This is a genomic window from Micromonospora sp. C81, assembly GCF_018070425.1.
Lineage (GTDB): Bacteria > Actinomycetota > Actinomycetes > Mycobacteriales > Micromonosporaceae > Micromonospora > Micromonospora zamorensis.
On the sequence record NZ_JAGPXS010000007.1, the window covers coordinates 104,733 to 121,250 of the forward strand.

The window sequence follows — 16,518 nt, forward strand, 5'->3', positions numbered from 1 at the left end:
TTCCGGGTTACGCGGTTGCCGAGGGTGCGGGAGTGAAGAAGCGGCGGCGCGCCCACAGGGACACGTAGACCAGCCCGACCAGGACGGGCACCTCGATCAGCGGGCCGACGACCCCGGCGAGGGCCTGACCGGAGGCGACGCCGAAGGTGCCGATCGCGACCGCGATGGCGAGCTCGAAGTTGTTGCCGGCCGCGGTGAAGGCCAGGGTTGTGGTGCGCTCGTAGCCGAGACCGATGGCCCGGCCGAGAGCGTAGGAGCCGGCCCACATGAGGGCGAAGTACACCAGCAGGGGCAGCGCGATGCGGACGACGTCCAGGGGGCGGCTGGTGATCGCGTCGCCCTGTAGCGCGAACAGGATCACGATCGTGAACAGCAACCCGTAGAGGGCGGCCGGGCCGATCCTGGGCAGGAAGCGTGCCTCGTACCAGGTTCGGCCCTTGGCGCGCTCGCCGAGACGGCGGGTGAGGTAGCCGGCGATCAGCGGGATGCCGAGGAAGATGAGCACGTTGCGGGCGATGTCCCAGGCCGAGATCGTCAACTCGGCACCGGACAACCCCAGCCACCGGGGCAGCACCGAGAGGTAGAACCAGCCGAGCAGACCGAAGGCGACGACCTGGAAGACGGAGTTGAGCGCGACCAGGACGGCGGCGGCCTCCCGGTCACCGCAGGCGAGGTCGTTCCAGATGATGACCATGGCGATGCAGCGGGCCAGACCGACGATGATCAGGCCGGTGCGGTACGCGGGCTGGTCGGCCAGGAAGATCCAGGCCAGGGCGAACATCACGGCGGGGCCGACGAGCCAGTTGAGCACCAGCGAGGAGATCAGCAGGCGGCGGTCGCCGGTGACGGTGTCGAGCCGGTCGTAGCGGACCTTCGCGAGCACCGGGTACATCATGATCAGCAAGCCGATCGCGATCGGCAGCGAGATCCCGCCGATCGTCACCGCTTCCAGCGCGCTGTCCAGGCCGGGGATCAGGCGACCGAGCAGCAGGCCGGCGACCATGGCCAGCCCGATCCAGGCCGGCAGGAACTGGTCGAGTCGGGAGAGGCGACCGACCACGGCGCTCTCGGCCGGGTCGCTCTGGACGGTGCTGGTCACGAGCAGTCCGGTCGGTCGGTGGGCGCCGCTGCGGGTGTGACGGTGAGCAGTGCGGAGAGCTGGCGCAGCAGGGCCGGCCGGGCGCGGTAGTAGACCCAGGTGCCCCGGCGTTCGGCGTCGACGAGCCCGGCCTCCCGCAGCGTCCTGAGGTGGTGCGAGATGGTGGGGCCGGTCAGGTCGAACGCGGGGGTCAGATCGCAGACGCAGATCTCCCCACTCTCGGCGGAGGCGATCATCGACAGCAGTTGCAGCCGCACCGGGTCGCCGAGCGCCTTGAACGCGGGCGCGAGCACCGCGGCGGCCTCTGCTGGCACGCGTCGCTCGGTCAGCGAGGGGCAGCAGGCCGCCGATACCGCTTGATTAGACATTGCTCTAGGTTGACACTGATCTAATCAGTGTGCAACTGTCTGATTCGACAAGCGTCGAGACAAGCGTCGTCGAGCAACCGAACCCACCGGGAAGGAACACCTGGATGACTGACCTCACCGTGCGGCCCATGACCGAGGCCGACTCCGAGCGGGTCCTCGCGATCTACCAGGCTGGCCTCGACGCCGGCAACGCCAGCTTCGAGATCACCGCCCCGACCTGGGCGGCCTTCGACGCCGCCCGGTTGACCGGGCACCGCTTCGTGGCCGTCGACCGCGACGGCACCGTCCTGGGCTGGATCGCGGTCTCGCCGACCTCGACCCGCGCGGTCTACGCCGGAGTGGTCGAACACTCCGTCTACGTCGACCCGGCCGCTCAGGGCCGTGGCGTCGCCCGACTGCTGCTGGACGCGCTGATCACCTCCACCGAGGCCGCCGGCATCTGGACGATCCAGTCCGGAGTCTTCCCGGAGAACGCCGCCAGCATGGCGCTGCACCAGCGGGCCGGGTTCCGCGTGATCGGCGTACGCGAGCGGGTCGGGCGCCACCACGACCGCTGGCGCGACGTCGTCCTGCTCGAACGTCGCAGCCCCACCATCACCTGACGAGCCCGCGCCCCTCAGGCGGGCCACCACATCGAGGAGTCAACGGATGAACGCTCTGGACGGCCTTCCCGTCGTCGTCATCGGCGCCGGCCCGACCGGTCTCGCCGCCGCCGCGCACCTGCACGAGCGCGGCCTGCCCTTCACCATCCTCGAAGCCGGCGACACCCCCGGTGCCGCCGTACGGCAGTGGGGGCACGTGCGCGTCTTCTCACCGTGGCGGTACAACGTCGATCCGGCCGCCCGTCGGCTCCTCGACGAGGCCGGCTGGGTCGCCCCCGACCCGGAGGCCCTGCCCACCGGCGCGGAACTCGTCGGCGACTACCTCCAGCCTCTCGCGGAGTTGCCGCAGCTCAAGCCACACGTGCGGTACGGGGCACGCGTGGAGGCGATCAGCCGCCTCGGCCTCGACCGGCTGCGCACCGCCGGACGCGACACCGCGCCCTTCCTGCTCCGCCTCGCCGACGGCGACGAGCTGTTCGCCCGCGCCGTCATCGACGCCTCCGGCACCTGGGGTACGCCGAACGTCCTCGGCGCGTCCGGCCTGCCTGCCAGGGGAGAGGCCGCCTCGGTCGCCCATCTGGAGCACGCGTTGCCCGACGTGCTCGGTGCCGACCGGGGCCGGTTCGTCGGCCGGCACACCCTCGTGGTCGGGGCCGGCCACTCGGCCGCGAACACCCTGCTGTCCCTGGCCGAGCTGTCCGCCGCCGAACCCGGCACCGAGGTGACCTGGGCGATCCGGACCGCCTCGCCGACGCGTACCTACGGTGGCGGGGCGGCCGACGCCCTCCCGGCGCGAGGCGCGCTCGGCTCGCGCCTGCGGGCGCACGTCGACGCGGGGCGCATCCGGCTGCTCACCGGATTCTCCGTGCACGCGCTCGCCCCGACCGACGGGCGGGTGAGCGTGGTCGTGCGGCACGCCGACGGCACCGACGAGTCGATCACCGTCGACCGCATCGTGGCCGCCACGGGCTTCCGACCCGACCACTCCATCGCCGCCGAGCTGCGGTTGGACCTGGATCCGGTCCTGGGCGCGACCCGTGCGATCGCCCCACTGATCGACCCCAACGAGCACTCCTGCGGCACCGTTCCCCCGCATGGCGTGGACGAACTCGCCCACCCGGAGAGCGGCTACTACGCCGTCGGCATGAAGTCCTACGGCCGGGCGCCGACGTTCCTCATGGCCACCGGCTACGAGCAGGTCCGCTCGGTCGTGGCCGCCCTCGCCGGGGACTGGACCGCCGCCCGCGAGGTCCAGCTCGACCTGCCCGAAACCGGCGTCTGCAACAGCAACCCCGCCGAATCGGCGAGCGGCGACAACTGCTGCGGACCGGAGCCGACGGGGCGTGGACTGAGCACCGGCATCTCCGGCGGGTTGCTGTCCGCGCCGCTCAGCCTCGTTGCCCTCGACGCCGCGCCCGCAGGCGCCTGCTGCACCAGCTGATCACCGGGTACGACGACGGTGCCCGTGACCCTCGCGGCCGACGGGCACCGTCACCGTCGGCTGGCGCAGGCCACACACGTACGCGCCGACGGCCGGGCGACCAGCCGCTCGGCGGGAATGGGACGGGAGCACCGTTCGCACACGCCGTAGCTGCCGTCGTCGACCCGCCGCAGCGCGTTGTCCAGCTCGGCCAGGCGTCGGCGGGCCGCGTCCAGGACGGCGGTGAGCTGCGCGCGCTCGAAGGCGATGGTGCTGCCCTCGGGGTCGTGCTCGTCGTCGGCGTTGGACGACCGGGAGGCCTCGAAGAGGCTCCGAAGGTCACCGTCCAGGGCTGCGGCCTGCGCTTCGGTCTGCTCACGCAGCCGCAGTAGTTCCTCGCGGACCGCGCTGGAGTTCCTGTCCATGGCCACTCCACCGTACCCCCGCAGTGAGCGTGGTCGCTCACATGAAGTTGCGGGTGTGCAGGGCGGACAGCGCGGCCGCCTCGTCGGGCCGGAAACCCAGCCGTACAAGTCGGCGCTGGCGGCCCTGATCCATCGCGTGTTGCAGGGCCTGCACCCGGTCGAAGCCGGCGGACACGTCGTCGGGATGCCAGCCGCCCGCCGCGAGCACCACCAGCGCGTCGAAGACGTCCGCGTTGAGGCCGGCGGTGTCGACGAGCGCGTCGTGGCGGCGGTGGATGGCCGCCCGCAGCCGGCCCCGCAGCAGCGGGTCGAGCCGCGCCTGATGCTCCAGGTGCGCCATGCCGAACACCACGTGCCGGCGCTCGTCCTGCATGGCGAGCCAGCAGATCCGCCGCGTCACCGGGTCGGGGGCGAACTGGTGCAGGAACGAGAGCAGATCGACGAAGCTGCCCTCGCCGAGCACGGACAGCAGGAACGAGGCCAACGCGAAGTCGGACTCCGCGACGAGCGTGAAGAGCGACTGTCGACCGCCGGCCGATGACGTGCCCATCTCGGCGCCCCGCAGCAGTGCCCGTCGGCTGAACACCTCCATGTGCCGGGCCTCGTCGGCCATCTGCACGGCGAGGAGCTGCACCACCTCACGGAAGTGCGGATGGATCCGCCCGACGAACCGGGCCGGCACGACGAGGGCGGCCTGCTCGTTCTCGACCAGGTACGTCATGACCTGCACCACCGCGGCCTCGACGTCGGCTGGCAGCGCGAACGGGTCGTCCCACGGCACCGCGGTCTGCGGGTCCCACTGCCGCGCCGCCGCCTGCGCGTAGAGGTGAGGAGCGACATCGGCCCACACCAGGTCGCGGTCGTCCAGGTCGAACCGGGCCTCGGGGCCACCGGCTTCGAGCAGCGCACCCCGGGCGCCGAGCCCCCACCGCGCCGGCGGACGGCTGCGAAGTGCCGTCGGGAGGGCGGGCCCGGCGCGCTCCGCGCCGAACCAGCGGTCGTCGTCCGCCGTGCCCCGCACCACCACCGCCACCACGTCGGCCCGGTCGCCCGGCTCCGGCGCTTCGACCCGATGACCCCGGCCACGACACCAGGCGGGCAGGTGCACCGGCAACGCCGGGTCGCGTCCGCGGACCGCCAACCGGCCTCCGGGCGGCAGACCGGCCAGGGCTCTGTGCACCAGCAGATGTGCGCCCCGGCCGAAGCTCAGGTCACCGAGGTGGACCTCGGCGTCGGCGGCCGGCGCCGCGCTCACGGCCGGTAGTCCGTGGCCGTCACCCGCCCGTCAGGGGAGTAGAAGCCGGTGGCGTCGACCGCCCCGGCCAGGGCGTCGTACCCAGTGGTGCGGCCGTCTTTCCAGGCCGTCAGCCCTTCCAGGTCGAGCAGCGGACGCACCTGCGCGTCGGCGTACGACATGCCGAGCAGCAGCGTGCCGAAGAGCTGGACCCCGGCGGACTCCGGCTCGCGGACAGTCATGTTGCAGTGGTCGTACGGTGCGGTCTGCGCGACGATCCGGGTGCCGTCGGGCGGCAGCGTGCCCTCCTGGACGAACGCCAGGTGGTTGGCGTCGATCATGCAGGCGGCGTCGACCTCCCCGGCCAGCAGGGCGCGGGCCGCGTCGCGTTCACCGCCGATGTGGTCGCCGTGCAGGCCGACGCCGACATCGAAGCGGCGCACGTCGACCTCGACCCCGGCGGCCGCGAGGTGACCCAGCGGAATGAGCGTCGCCTGGGGGCTGTCCACCGCCCCGACCGCGACCACCTTCCCGGCCAGGTCCGTGACCTGCCGCGCCGGCGAGTCGGTTCGAACCACCACCACCGAGGTGAGGTCCTGGTCGGTGTCGCGCATGGTGAGCGCGCGGACGGTCGTGCCGTCGGCGACCGCCAGTCGCTCGGCGCGCAGCCAGGCCAGGGGTGAGTTCCATGCCGCGTCGATCCGTCCGGCGACGAGATCCTCGACCTGTCGCTCGTAGTGCGAGTAGAGGACGAAGTCGAAGTCCAGACCCCGCCCACCTAGCCACGCGCGGAAGCCCTCCCAGATGGTCACCACCTTGGGGTCGTACGCGACGGCACCCATCAGGACCGATGGCGCCGGCATCAGCGGTTGGCCTCGTCGAGCAGTGGCAGGCCGGTGGCGACCCGGCCGACGAAGTCGTGCAGAGCGTCGGTGGTCGGTGCCATCACCCGGGCCGCCCGCGAGTCCCGGAAACGGCGCTCGAGGCCCAGCTCCTTGCGGAACGCGCTGCCGCCGCAGAGCTGCATCGCGCCGTCGGTCACGTCGGCGACGGTCTCGCCAGCGAGCGCCTTGACCTGGAGGACCCGCAGCATCGCGTCGTCGCGGCCGGTCTCCAGAGCGGTGAGGGTGTCGCCCAGGAAGGCGCGTAGCGCGCCGGTGCGGATCATCAGTCGGGCGAGGTCGCGGCGGGTGACGGGCGCGTCGCGCAGGGCGGCACCGGTGTGCGCGAGCGTGGTTTTGGTGACATGCCTGCCCGCCTCCGCGACCGCGCTCTGGGCGAGACCGAGACAGAACGCGGCGTTGAGCACCAGGAACCAGGGGAGGACCGCACCGAGCGCGGTGTCGAGCCCGGCGCCGTCGGCCGCCATCATCGCCGTCGAGGGAACCCGGAGCCCGTCGGCGGTCATCGGCCGGGAGCCGTTGCCGCGCAGGCCGAGCCCGTCGAAGTCGCCCGTCACGCTCAGACCGGCGCTGCCGGCTGGCACGAGCCACAGCGTCATCGGACCGGCGTCGGGGGTCACCGGGAGGCTCGACCAGACGTAGCTGTCCACCTCGCCGGCGGAGGTGACCCAGCTCTTGCGGGCGTCGAGGCGGACACTGCCGTCGTCGGTGGCTGTCGCGGTGCCGGTGGGCGACCAGAAGTGGCTGCGGGAGCCGTACTCGGAGAACGCCAACGTGGTGAGGTGCCCGCCGGCCGCGATGTCGGCGCGGACCTCGCGCGGGCCATGCGCCTCGATGACGGCGGTCGCCGCGTAGTGCATGAGGACCACCATCGCGGTGGAGCCGCACTCGGCGGCCAGCCGCTCGACGACCTCGGCGACCAGCCGCATGCCGTGGCCGCCGCCACCGACCTCGGTCGAGCAGGCCAGGCCGAGCAGGCCGGCCGCGGCGAGGGCGTCGACACCCTGGCGGGGGAAGACCCCCTCCCGGTCGACAGTCGTCGCCTGCGGGCGGATCACGTCGTCGATGACGGTGCCGAGGGTGCTCGCGACATCGGTGGTGGGATGGGCATTGTCGACAGTGGTCGTCATGCTGGTGCCCCTTCGACCGAAGCGGTCAGGCCGCCGTCGACACTATCCGGTCTGGAGGACTCAGCGCGAGCACCGGATCACCCTCTGGTACGCGTGCCGTCCCGGTGCGGCCGGCCGTGCCCGTCCTCCCGGTCGATCCGCAACTCCCGCTCCAGCTCGGCGATGACCGCCCGCAGGTCGTCCAGCCGTTGGGTCAGCGCAATGCGGTCCACCTCGTCCGGGACGCCGTCGCCGTCCTCGTCGTAGTCGGGGGCCAGTCGCTCGGTCATCTCCAACCGGCGGGCCTCCTCCATCGAGTTGACGATGACCGCGATGAGGATGTTGAGCAGCAGGTTGACGGTGATGACCACGTAGCTGACGTAGTAGAGCAGTGTCCACGGCGAGATGGCCATGCCCTGCTCGATGAGGTCCGGCAGGGTCTCCAGCGACAGCAGCACGAACAGCGTCAGCAGCGACTTGCCGATGTCGCCGTACTGCTCCGGGTATCTGCTACCGAAGATCAGCCAGCCGGCCATGCCGTACACGTAGAGGGTCACCACGGCCAGGGCGAGGAACCCGGTGACGCCCGGCAGGCTGCGCCACAGCGCGGAGACGATGGTCCGCAGACCCGGCGAGAACCGCACCAACCGGACCATGCGGGCGACCCGCACGACGCGCAGCAGCGCCGGGTCGCCGTGCAGGCCTGGTATGAAGATGGCCGCGATCACCACGAAGTCGAAGACGTTCCAGCCGTGCCGGAAGAAGTCCTGCGGACGCTTGCCGTAGGCCGCCAGCCGCACACCGATCTCGACGACGAAGACGGCGCGGAAGAGCAACTCCAGCCAGTGCAGCGCCGTGTTGGCCCGGTTCGGGTCGTCGTAGGTCTCCAGGCCGAGGACGATCCCGTTGGCGAGGATGACCACGACGATGGCGATCTCGAACGGGCGCGACCGGGCGAGCCGCGCGCAGCGGGCCGCCCAACCGGATCGGTGCTGCGGCGACGGGGTCGGCTCACCTCGCTGGGCGGGCGCGGGTGCGCCACTCAACAGTCGGCCGGCTCGAACACGTGCGCCGGGGCCGCTGTGAGGGCCCACCTCCGGCCGTCGTGGTGGCGGTGCGGGTGGCGTGCGGGCATGCCAGTCAGCCTATCCAAGATCAATGATCGGGGGTACGACCGTCGTGGCCGCCGCACACGACGAGGACTGCGAACCTCGCCCGCTATCTAGAGTGGGCCGGTGAGTGACGCACCCCCCGTGAGCGCCGGTGACGGTGGCCCCGATCGCCCGCCCATCTGGAGCAGGCCCGAACGCGGCAGCCGTGGCCCCGCACCCGCCCACAGCCGGGACGCCATAGTGGTTGCCGCCGTCGCCCTGGCGGACGCCGAAGGGCTCGCCGCCGTGTCGATGCGTGCCGTCGCCGGCGCGCTCGGCACCGGCGCGGGCTCCCTCTACCGGTACCTGTCGTCGCGTGACGACCTGCTGGACCTGATGACCGACCGGGTCATCGGGGAGCTGCGGCCGTACCCGCAGGCGGAGGGCGACTGGTTGGACACCATGGTGCTGTTGGGCCGCCGGCAGTTGGCGCTGTTCGGCGCCCACCCCTGGCTGCTCGACGTGTTCCACCGGGCCTCCGCCGTCGGCCCCGAGAGTCTGGCCTGGTTCGACAACTGCATCCGGGTCCTGGAACCCCTGCCCTGCGCGGTCACCGCCAAGTTCGAGGCCATCGCGATGATGACCGGCGTCGTGAGCCTCTTCGCCCGCCGCGAGGCCGGGGCCCTCAGCTTCGCCGGTGTCGACCTCGCGGCGTACCCGCACCTGGTCGCGGCCTTCGGTCAGCCCCCGGCGCCGGCGCCCCGGGCGGACCTCGTCGAGCGGACCCTGCGCAGCCTGTTGACCGGTCTGCTGCTCGGCGAGGCGGGCTGAGCGGATCGGCAGGTGGTGTCGGCCGATCCGTCGCCCGGCCGGTGCCAGCTGGTCTAGTTTTCGGTGGTGAGCAGGCCCGGCCGGGCCGGTGGCCGGGTCAGGCCCGTGCGGCCCGGACGGCGTCGCGCAGCGGGGTGCTCGGCCGCCCGATCAACCGGCTGAGGTCGTCGCTGTCGGTCGCCAGCTCGCCGATGGCGATCGAGTGGTCCAGTGCGGCGACGAACCTGGCCGTGCCCGCGTCGAGGCCGACGTTCTCCAGGGCCGAGGCCAGCTCGGCGGCGGACAGATCCCGGTGGACGACGGTGGTGCCGGTGACCTCCGTGACGGTTTCGGCCAACTCGTCGAAGGTGAACGCGGTGCCGCCCAGTTCGTAGACGGCGTTGCCGTCCTCCTCGCGGGTCAGCGCCGCCACGGCGGCTGCCGCGTAGTCGGCCCGGGTCGCGGCGGAGACCTTGCTGCCACCGGTGGCGCCGAGGATCGTGCCGGACCCCAGGTACTGCGGCAGCTGGTCGGTGTAGTTCTCCGTGTACCAGCCGTTGCGCAGCACGGTGTAGGCGAGACCGGAGGCGGCGAGGACCTCCTCGGTGGCCTTGTGCTCCGGGGCGAGCGGGTTCGTGGTGGTGTCGGCCTTCAGGATGCTGGTGTAGACCAGCCGCTCGACCCCGGCGAGCGTGGCGGCCTCGATGACCGCGGTGTGCTGGGCGACGCGCTGACCGGGAGTGTCGCCGGAGATGAGCAGCAGACGGCGTACGCCGGCCACGGCTCCGGGCAGCGTCGACGGGTCGTCGTAGGTGGCCTTGCGGATCTCGACCCCGCGCGCGGCCAGGTCGGCGGCCTTCTCCGGGCTGCGGACGATGGCGGCGATGTCGGCGGCGGGAACGCCGGTGTCGAGCAACTGCCCGATCACCAGGCGACCCAGTCGGCCGGTGGCACCGGTGACGGCGTAGGTGGGCATGGGAACCTCCGGTGGGTAGCGGCAGATCTGTAAGCACTTACTAATCTACAGCACTAGTCGAAGCGTAACCGTCAGGTAAGCTGGTGAGGTGAGCGACATGCCCGCCCAGGACCCGGCGGGGCCTACCCAGGAATTCGTCAGCGATGTCTTCGCCCGGGGGTGCACCTCCCGTGCGGCCTTCGAGGACGTCACCTCGAAGTGGGCCTCGCTGGCTCTGCTGGCGCTCGGCGAGGGGCGCTACCGGTTCAACGCCCTGCGCCGCCGCATCGACGGGGTCAGCGAGCGGATGCTCTCCCAGACCCTGCAGACCCTCGAACGGGACGGAATGCTCACACGCGAGGTGCTCACCGCGATCCCACCCCGCGTCGAATACTCGCTGACGCCGCTCGGCGCCCGCGTCGCCGAGCAACTGCGTGGCCTCGCCGACCTGCTGGAGGCATCGGTGCCCGAGTTGCAGACCGCCCGCGACACCCACGAGCGCGACCGGGGCTAGACGGGCCCACGCCTCGGGCGAACGGGGCCGTGGCTCAGGCGTGCAGCGTCTCGCGCGGCGGTACGCCGTAGCTGGCGTGGTAGCGGGCCGTGAACCTGCTGTGGCTGGCGAACCCCCACCGACTGGCGATCGCCGACACGGTCTCCCGGCGGGGGTCGGCGCGCACCAGGTCGTGATGGGCGCGGTCGAGCCGGATCCGACGCAGGTACGCCGTCGGGGTGGTGCCGAGATGACGGCGGAAGGCGAGCTGCACCGCCCGCAGGGAGACGCCGGCCGCACCGGCGATGTCGGCCGCGCTGATGTCCCGGTCGGCGTGCTCCTCGACGAACGCGATCGCCCGTCGCAATGTGGCGGTGCTGGCGTCGTTCCGATCCGCTGTGGTCGGTTCGGTGAACGCGGTGTTGGGAAACACCGTGAGCGCCGCCGCGGCGAGCATCCGCGCGGCATTGCCGATCACCAGCGGCTGCACCCCGTTGGTCAGGCTGTTCCGCAGGACGTCGCTGACGAAGCTGGTGGTGTTGCGCCACTGCCGGGCGAGTGCCCCACTGACGGGACCCAGATCGGTGAACCTGATCCGACCGGGCCGCCGCGTCGGCGCCGTGGTGGCCACCTGCGTCAGCACCGACAGGTCCAGCACACAGAGTTCCACCTCGCCGGGATGCCACCGTACGCGGCACGGCTCCTCGGGTCTGGTGACGAGAAGGACGTCGCCGGGCGTGAACCGGTCGGCCGACCCGTCGCAGGAGCGCTCGCCACGGGCGGTCCGGGCGCTGCCGACGACCAACCCGCCGAGGGTGCTGGCATCGATCTCGAGATGCCCGGTCTGGCGGGTGGTCGAAACGGCGAAGGGGCCGGCGTCGACACGGTGATGGCTGAGCCGGTATCCGTTCCTGCTGTGGATGCGCAGTTTCGTGTCGTACACGGTGGACAGAAACTGTTGAATGGTGACGGGGTCACGGCTCTCGAACTGGTCGGTCTGCAGTGGTGTTGACGACATCCGCTGTCTCCGTCCGGTGCGGGTGCCGCCGGTTGGTGTAACGGTGTCGGCGGCGAGATCGGGACGTGCCGGAATGCTCGGCGGTGACCCGGCACGTCGTTGGCCGGCGGTGCGGTGCGGTGGGGTGAGGTGGGGGTCGCGAGCGGGACGGCAGCGACCGGTCGAGGGCGTCGGATCTGGTGTGACCGTTGGGTGTCGTGAGGACGCAATATCTGTCGATGGGAATGTCACCTTACGACAATCACGTCGCGTCGTCCCGCGAATCGCTGCGATGTGTCGGTAGGTCGACTTCGCTTTCCGGCTAGCGCGCCAACTGTTTCTACGCCTGCTGATCTAGCCACCCTCGTCGCCGACAGCGAAATCTTGTTCATGATTCCCCCGGGAGTCGGAGGACGACCGGGCCACCGCCGGGTGACCGGCCCACGGAAGGAGGAGCGTTGGACCGTATCGATCCTGACCGCGTCGTTCGGCTGGCCGTGGCCGAGGCGCTGGCCCGGGTGGCGGACGAGGACAGCCTGGGGCTGGGCGAGGGTGACGCGGTCGAGCGGCTCGGCCACGCTCTGCGCGAGGTGCTGCGCCGCGCACTCGACGACCGGGTGCCCCTCACCACGCCGGACTTCGTCGACCTCTGCCGTGACCTGGGTCTGAACCGGGACGCCTTCGACCTGCTGGGGCATTACCTGATGACGGCGCTGCTGGCCCACCACGTCGGACCGGACGCCCTGATCCGCGTCGGGGTGCTCTTCGGCACCGTCGGGCGGTACCTGCCCGGTGCCCGCCCGGTCGGGCAGCGCAACGGCGGCCCCGCGCCACGGCGACGCGACGTGCGCGCGGACAACAGCGTCGTCGGCCGGTACCGTCGCACGAAGCTGCCGGAGCACCTTCCCAGCCCACCGAGCTGGACCTGCACCGGGTGTGGTCGTGAATGGCCCTGCGCCACGAAGCAGAGCCAACTGCTCGCCGAGTTCGGTGGCGCACGCGCCGCCCTCGCGGTCTATCTCGGCTCCTGTCTCGTCGCCGCCGCCCAGGACCTGCCCACGGTGCCGCTGCCCCGGGTCCGGCTCCGATTCCTGGGCTGGCTGCCCCGCGCCCGGATCTGACCAGGACGCCCCGGCCGCCGGTTGTCGGAGACCTCCCGACGGCACCCGGACCGGCGTGGGCACTAGTCAGCGGGGACATCGATGCGATGGAATGTGATCCACGCATCGCGCCCCGGGAGGACACCGATGACGCCTGCTCCGTCGCCCACCAGCATCCGCGCCCGCGTCGCCGTCGTCCTGGTCGGCCTGCTGGTCGCGGCACTACCGGCGGCCCCGGTCAACGCCTCTCCGGGGACCGCTTCCCCGATCGCGGCGGAGCCGGCGGCGCGCCATCGCCCGGTGCCCGCGCACGTCCGGGGCAACCAGACGGTCCCCGCCTACTCCTACGCCGACGCGATCCGGGAGAGCGTGTGGGTCCAGACCTCCGCCGACAGCGATGGTGACGGTGTGCGGGACCGGGTGGCCGTGGACCTCGTCCGGCCTCGGGAGGCAGCGGCCGCAGGGGTCCGCGTCCCGGTCATCATGGACGCCTCGCCCTACTACCTCTGCTGTGGTCGGGGCAACGAGAGCGAACTGAAGACGTACGACGCGGCCGGTGTGATTGCCAAGGCGCCGCTGTTCTACGACAACTACTTCGTCCCACGCGGGTACGCCTTCGCCGCCGTGGACCTGGCGGGCACCGCCCGCTCCACCGGCTGCGAGGACGTCGGCGGTCCGGCCGAGGTGGGCAGCGCCAAGGCGGTGGTGGACTGGCTCAACGGGCGGGCGCGCGCGTACACCGCCGACGGGCGGCCGGTGAGCGCCACCTGGAGCACCGGCCAGGTGGGCATGATCGGTAAGTCGTGGGACGGTTCGGTCGCCAACGGGGTCGCCGCCACCGGCGTGCAGGGGCTGGCCACGATCGTCCCGATCTCGGCCATCTCCAGCTGGTACGACTACATGCGCTACCAGGGAAACCTGCGGACCACCGACTACCCCGGCTACCTGCACTCGTACGTCAGTGGCCGCACCGACGAAGCCTGCGCGGACGCTCTGGCCCGGCTGCGCGCGGACAGCGCCGAGGAGACCGGTGACTACAACGCGTTCTGGGCGCAGCGCGACTACCGGCCCTCGGCCGGCCGGGTCCGGGCCAGTGTCTTCGTGGCGCACGGCGTCAACGACCTGAACGTCACGACCAACCAGTTCGCCCGCTGGTGGCAGGAGCTGGCCGACCAGGGCGTGCCCCGCAAGCTCTGGCTCTACCAGGCCGGCCACGAGGACCCGTTCGACGTTCGACGCGCCGAGTGGGTGACAGCCCTGCACCGCTGGTTCGACTTCTGGTTGCAGGGGCTGCGCAACGGGGTGATGAACGAGCCACGCGTCGACCTGGAGACGGCTCCGGGCGCCTGGACGACGCAGCGGGACTGGCCCGCCCCCGGCACCCGCGACGTCCGGGTCGCCCTCGGCGCCGGCGACGGCGTGACCGGGACCCTCGGCGGGCGCGGCGCGCGACCGGGCCGGGAGCAGGCGTACGTCGACGCGTCACTGCCCGAGGCCGAGCTGGTCGCCCAGCCGAACACCGCGACCGCCGGGCGACTGGTCTTCCTCTCCGGTGCCCTGACCACGCCGCTGCGGATCTCCGGCAGCCCTTCGGTGCGGCTGCGGGTGCGGGTGGACCGGCCCACCACCGAGCTGACCGCCCGACTGGTCGACTACGGCACCGCCGAACGGATCCGTTATGACAGCTCGGAAGGCGTGCAGACATTGGCAACCGAGTCCTGCTGGGGAGCCTCCACCGACGTCGACGACGCCTGCTACCGGGACACCGAGGAGATCACCGCGGTCTCCGACCACGCGGTGCTGACCCGGGGATGGCTCGACGCCGCGCACCACCGCTCGCTGCGGTTCAGCACACCCCTGCGGCCGGACCGCTGGTACACGGTGACCGTGCCGCTGAATGCGTACGACACGGTGCTGCCCGCTGGCCACGTGCTCGGCCTGGTCCTCGGCCAGAGCGACCCGGATTTCACCGAGACCGACGACCAGGACGCCACCGTACGGGTCGACCTCGGCCGCAGTGAGCTGATCCTTCCGGTCGCCGGCCGTGCCGGGTTGCCCGCCGTGGACGTCGCGCCGCCGGTGGTCACCGCGCCCGCCGACCCGTCGGCCGCCCGGACGGCTGGTGACACACGGCAGGTGCCCTGACCCGTCGGGGCCTCGATCGGGCACCACGCGCGGTCGCGGCGTCACCCCCTGCTGCCCCGGCCCGGCCACCAACAGGCCGGGGCAGGGTGTTCATCGTGGGCACGCGCCCCGTACGACGGGTGTTCACCGCGCTCTCCGAAGCTCCTTGATCGAAAGAGCATTCGCTTGATCGAGGAGAGGCTCTCACGTGAGAGACAGACAACCCGAAGAGACCGAGCACGCGCAGCTGTCACGGCGCAAGCTGGTCAAGTACGCGGGCGTCGGGGCGACGCTGGCCGCGGCCAGCCCACTGGTCGGCGCGGGCGCGGCCTGGGCCGACGAGGAGCGCCGGCCCGGTGACGACGACAAGAGCGACCGGGGCGGCTCCAAGAACCGGGTGTGGCGTGCGGGCGACCACCACATCCACTCCGAGTACAGCGGCGAGTTCGACACCACGAAGTCCCCGATCGTCTTCCACAAGGGCGCGGACGCGGTCTACCCGATCGTCACCAACGCCATCATGGCGAAGAACTTCGGTCTGACCTGGGCCATGTGTACCGACCACGGTGGACCGACGCACTCGAAGGTGAACATCGAGCAGGCGTACCCGGACCTGCTGCGTTCGCGCAAGCTGGTCCCCGAGGTGCTCCAGTTCTGGGGCATGGAGTTCGACGCGCCCTCGCTGGACCACCACACGCTGATGATTCCGCGCCACGACGACGAGGCGAAGCAGCTCTTCGAGCTGGAGAGCCGGTTCGCGAAGTACGACGCGTTCCCCACCGACCCGGCCCGGGACACCGAGGCGAAGATGGTGGAGTTCCTCAAGGTTGCCCGGGGCATGCCGCACAAGCCGCTGGTGATCGCCCACCACGCGTCCCGCTCGGCGCCCGGCCTCGGCGTCTACGGCCAGGACACCCCGCGCGAGTTCCGCAACGGCAACAACGCCGCGCCGGACGTCTACATCGGTTTCGAGGGCGCACCCGGGCACCAGGCCGGCCCCCTCAACGGTGGCAAGCGCGGCGGTTACGGCAACCACCCCACCTACGGCGGCTTCGACCAGATGACCGCCCGGGTCGGCGGCCTGTGGGACTCGCTGCTCGGCGAGGGCCGGCGCTGGTGGATCACCGCGACCTCGGACTCGCACGTGCACTGGACCCGCGGCGGCTCCGACTTCTGGCCGGGCGAGTACAGCAAGACGTACGTGCACGCGCGCCAGGACTACGGCGACATCATGGACGGTCTGCGCAACGGCCGGATCTGGGTCACCACCGGCGACCTGATCCGCAGCCTCGACGTCACCGCCACGTCCCAGGGCCGGACCGCCGACGTGGGCGAGACCATCACGGTCAGCCGTCGTAGCCGTACCGACGTCGAGATCGAGATCACGTTCCGTCCACTGGGCGGCCCGAACGCGAACGGTGACCGCCCCGAGGTCCGCCGGGTCGACCTGATCGTCGGCCAGATCACCGGACCGAGCGCCAGCCTGGACGCCGACACCAACCCCACCACCACTGTGGCGGCCCGGTTCGGCCCGCGGGACTGGCGCCGCAAGGGTGACAGCTATGTCATCCGGCACACGCTGCGCAACGTCGAGGCCGACACCTACGCGCGGGTGCGGGGCACCAGCACCGACGAGGCCGAGCCGCTCGCCGACGGGTTGGAGAGCCCGTGGGACGACCTGTGGTTCTACTCGAACCCGGTGTTCGTGCACGTGCGCTGACCCGGCCCGGCAGTAACACCGCGGGTCCGTCCCGCGCCCCTCGACGTACGACGGTCGGGCGGTGCGGGC

The 16,518-nt window shown here is 71.7% G+C and carries 16 protein-coding genes; 7 read left to right on the forward strand and 9 right to left on the reverse strand.

The features are described 5' to 3' along the window. Positions 1–7: 7 nt before the first annotated feature. Together arsB and KBX46_RS14150 are read right to left on the reverse strand one after the other, a co-directional pair. Complete coding sequence (gene arsB, locus KBX46_RS14145; RefSeq protein ID WP_210792848.1) at positions 8–1,099, reverse strand: ACR3 family arsenite efflux transporter; 1,092 nt, start codon at positions 1,097–1,099, stop codon at positions 8–10. Then, positions 1,096–1,467, reverse strand: coding sequence for a metalloregulator ArsR/SmtB family transcription factor (locus KBX46_RS14150; protein WP_210792849.1), 372 nt, complete (start codon positions 1,465–1,467; stop codon positions 1,096–1,098). The genes arsB and KBX46_RS14150 overlap by 4 nt, the downstream gene beginning before the upstream one ends. Before the next feature lie 104 nt (positions 1,468–1,571). Between KBX46_RS14150 and KBX46_RS14155 the strand changes: the two genes are divergently transcribed. Continuing rightward, positions 1,572–2,069 carry a GNAT family N-acetyltransferase gene (locus KBX46_RS14155; RefSeq protein ID WP_210792850.1) on the forward strand — a complete coding sequence of 166 codons (498 nt, stop codon included), beginning with the start codon at positions 1,572–1,574 and terminating at the stop codon, positions 2,067–2,069. A gap of 46 nt (positions 2,070–2,115) precedes the next feature. Next, the gene (locus tag KBX46_RS14160; RefSeq protein WP_210792851.1) at positions 2,116–3,510 is read left to right on the forward strand and encodes an FAD-dependent oxidoreductase; all 1,395 of its coding nucleotides are present in this window, start codon (positions 2,116–2,118) and stop codon (positions 3,508–3,510) included. Positions 3,511–3,560: 50 nt separating this feature from the next. Here the strand turns inward: KBX46_RS14160 and KBX46_RS14165 are convergent, their stop codons facing one another. From KBX46_RS14165 to KBX46_RS14185, 5 genes are all read right to left on the reverse strand, one after another. After that, complete coding sequence (locus KBX46_RS14165) at positions 3,561–3,914, reverse strand: TraR/DksA C4-type zinc finger protein (RefSeq protein WP_088947824.1); 354 nt, start codon at positions 3,912–3,914, stop codon at positions 3,561–3,563. Between the two features lie 37 nt (positions 3,915–3,951). Further along, positions 3,952–5,169 carry a sulfurtransferase TusA family protein gene (locus tag KBX46_RS14170; RefSeq protein ID WP_210792852.1) on the reverse strand — a complete coding sequence of 406 codons (1,218 nt, stop codon included), beginning with the start codon at positions 5,167–5,169 and terminating at the stop codon, positions 3,952–3,954. Further along, positions 5,166–6,011 (reverse strand): phosphate/phosphite/phosphonate ABC transporter substrate-binding protein, encoded by an 846-nt coding sequence (locus KBX46_RS14175; protein WP_210792853.1) that lies wholly within the window; start codon positions 6,009–6,011, stop codon positions 5,166–5,168. The genes KBX46_RS14170 and KBX46_RS14175 overlap by 4 nt, the downstream gene beginning before the upstream one ends. Continuing rightward, positions 6,011–7,180, reverse strand: coding sequence for an acyl-CoA dehydrogenase family protein (locus KBX46_RS14180; RefSeq protein ID WP_210792854.1), 1,170 nt, complete (start codon positions 7,178–7,180; stop codon positions 6,011–6,013). Before KBX46_RS14180 ends, KBX46_RS14175 begins: the two co-directional genes overlap by 1 nt. 77 nt (positions 7,181–7,257) lie before the next feature. Continuing rightward, positions 7,258–8,205, reverse strand: coding sequence for an ion transporter (locus KBX46_RS14185; RefSeq protein WP_210792855.1), 948 nt, complete (start codon positions 8,203–8,205; stop codon positions 7,258–7,260). 189 nt (positions 8,206–8,394) lie between these two features. Here KBX46_RS14185 and KBX46_RS14190 point away from each other — a divergent pair, with 189 nt between their 5' ends. Further along, positions 8,395–9,081 carry a helix-turn-helix domain-containing protein gene (locus KBX46_RS14190; RefSeq protein ID WP_308159509.1) on the forward strand — a complete coding sequence of 229 codons (687 nt, stop codon included), beginning with the start codon at positions 8,395–8,397 and terminating at the stop codon, positions 9,079–9,081. Between the two features lie 97 nt (positions 9,082–9,178). Here KBX46_RS14190 and KBX46_RS14195 read toward each other — a convergent pair whose 3' ends face one another. Beyond that, on the reverse strand, positions 9,179–10,036 hold the full coding sequence (locus KBX46_RS14195; RefSeq protein WP_210792856.1) for an NAD(P)H-binding protein: 858 nt from the start codon (positions 10,034–10,036) through the stop codon (positions 9,179–9,181). 97 nt (positions 10,037–10,133) lie between these two features. Between KBX46_RS14195 and KBX46_RS14200 the strand changes: the two genes are divergently transcribed. Continuing rightward, entirely contained in the window at positions 10,134–10,529 is a 396-nt protein-coding gene (locus KBX46_RS14200; protein ID WP_088951681.1) for a helix-turn-helix domain-containing protein, read from the forward strand. Between the two features lie 34 nt (positions 10,530–10,563). Here KBX46_RS14200 and KBX46_RS14205 read toward each other — a convergent pair whose 3' ends face one another. After that, positions 10,564–11,526, reverse strand: a complete 963-nt coding sequence (locus KBX46_RS14205; protein WP_210792857.1) for a helix-turn-helix transcriptional regulator — start codon at positions 11,524–11,526, stop codon at positions 10,564–10,566. 437 nt (positions 11,527–11,963) lie between these two features. On the opposite strand from KBX46_RS14205, the gene KBX46_RS32530 reads away from it, so the two are divergent. From KBX46_RS32530 to KBX46_RS14220, 3 genes are all read left to right on the forward strand, one after another. Beyond that, entirely contained in the window at positions 11,964–12,626 is a 663-nt protein-coding gene (locus tag KBX46_RS32530) for a hypothetical protein (protein ID WP_247667508.1), read from the forward strand. Positions 12,627–12,752: 126 nt separating this feature from the next. After that, positions 12,753–14,750, forward strand: a complete 1,998-nt coding sequence (locus KBX46_RS14215) for a Xaa-Pro dipeptidyl-peptidase (RefSeq protein WP_210792858.1) — start codon at positions 12,753–12,755, stop codon at positions 14,748–14,750. 187 nt (positions 14,751–14,937) lie between these two features. Then, positions 14,938–16,449, forward strand: a complete 1,512-nt coding sequence (locus tag KBX46_RS14220; RefSeq protein ID WP_088947833.1) for a phosphoesterase — start codon at positions 14,938–14,940, stop codon at positions 16,447–16,449. Positions 16,450–16,518: the final 69 nt, after the last annotated feature.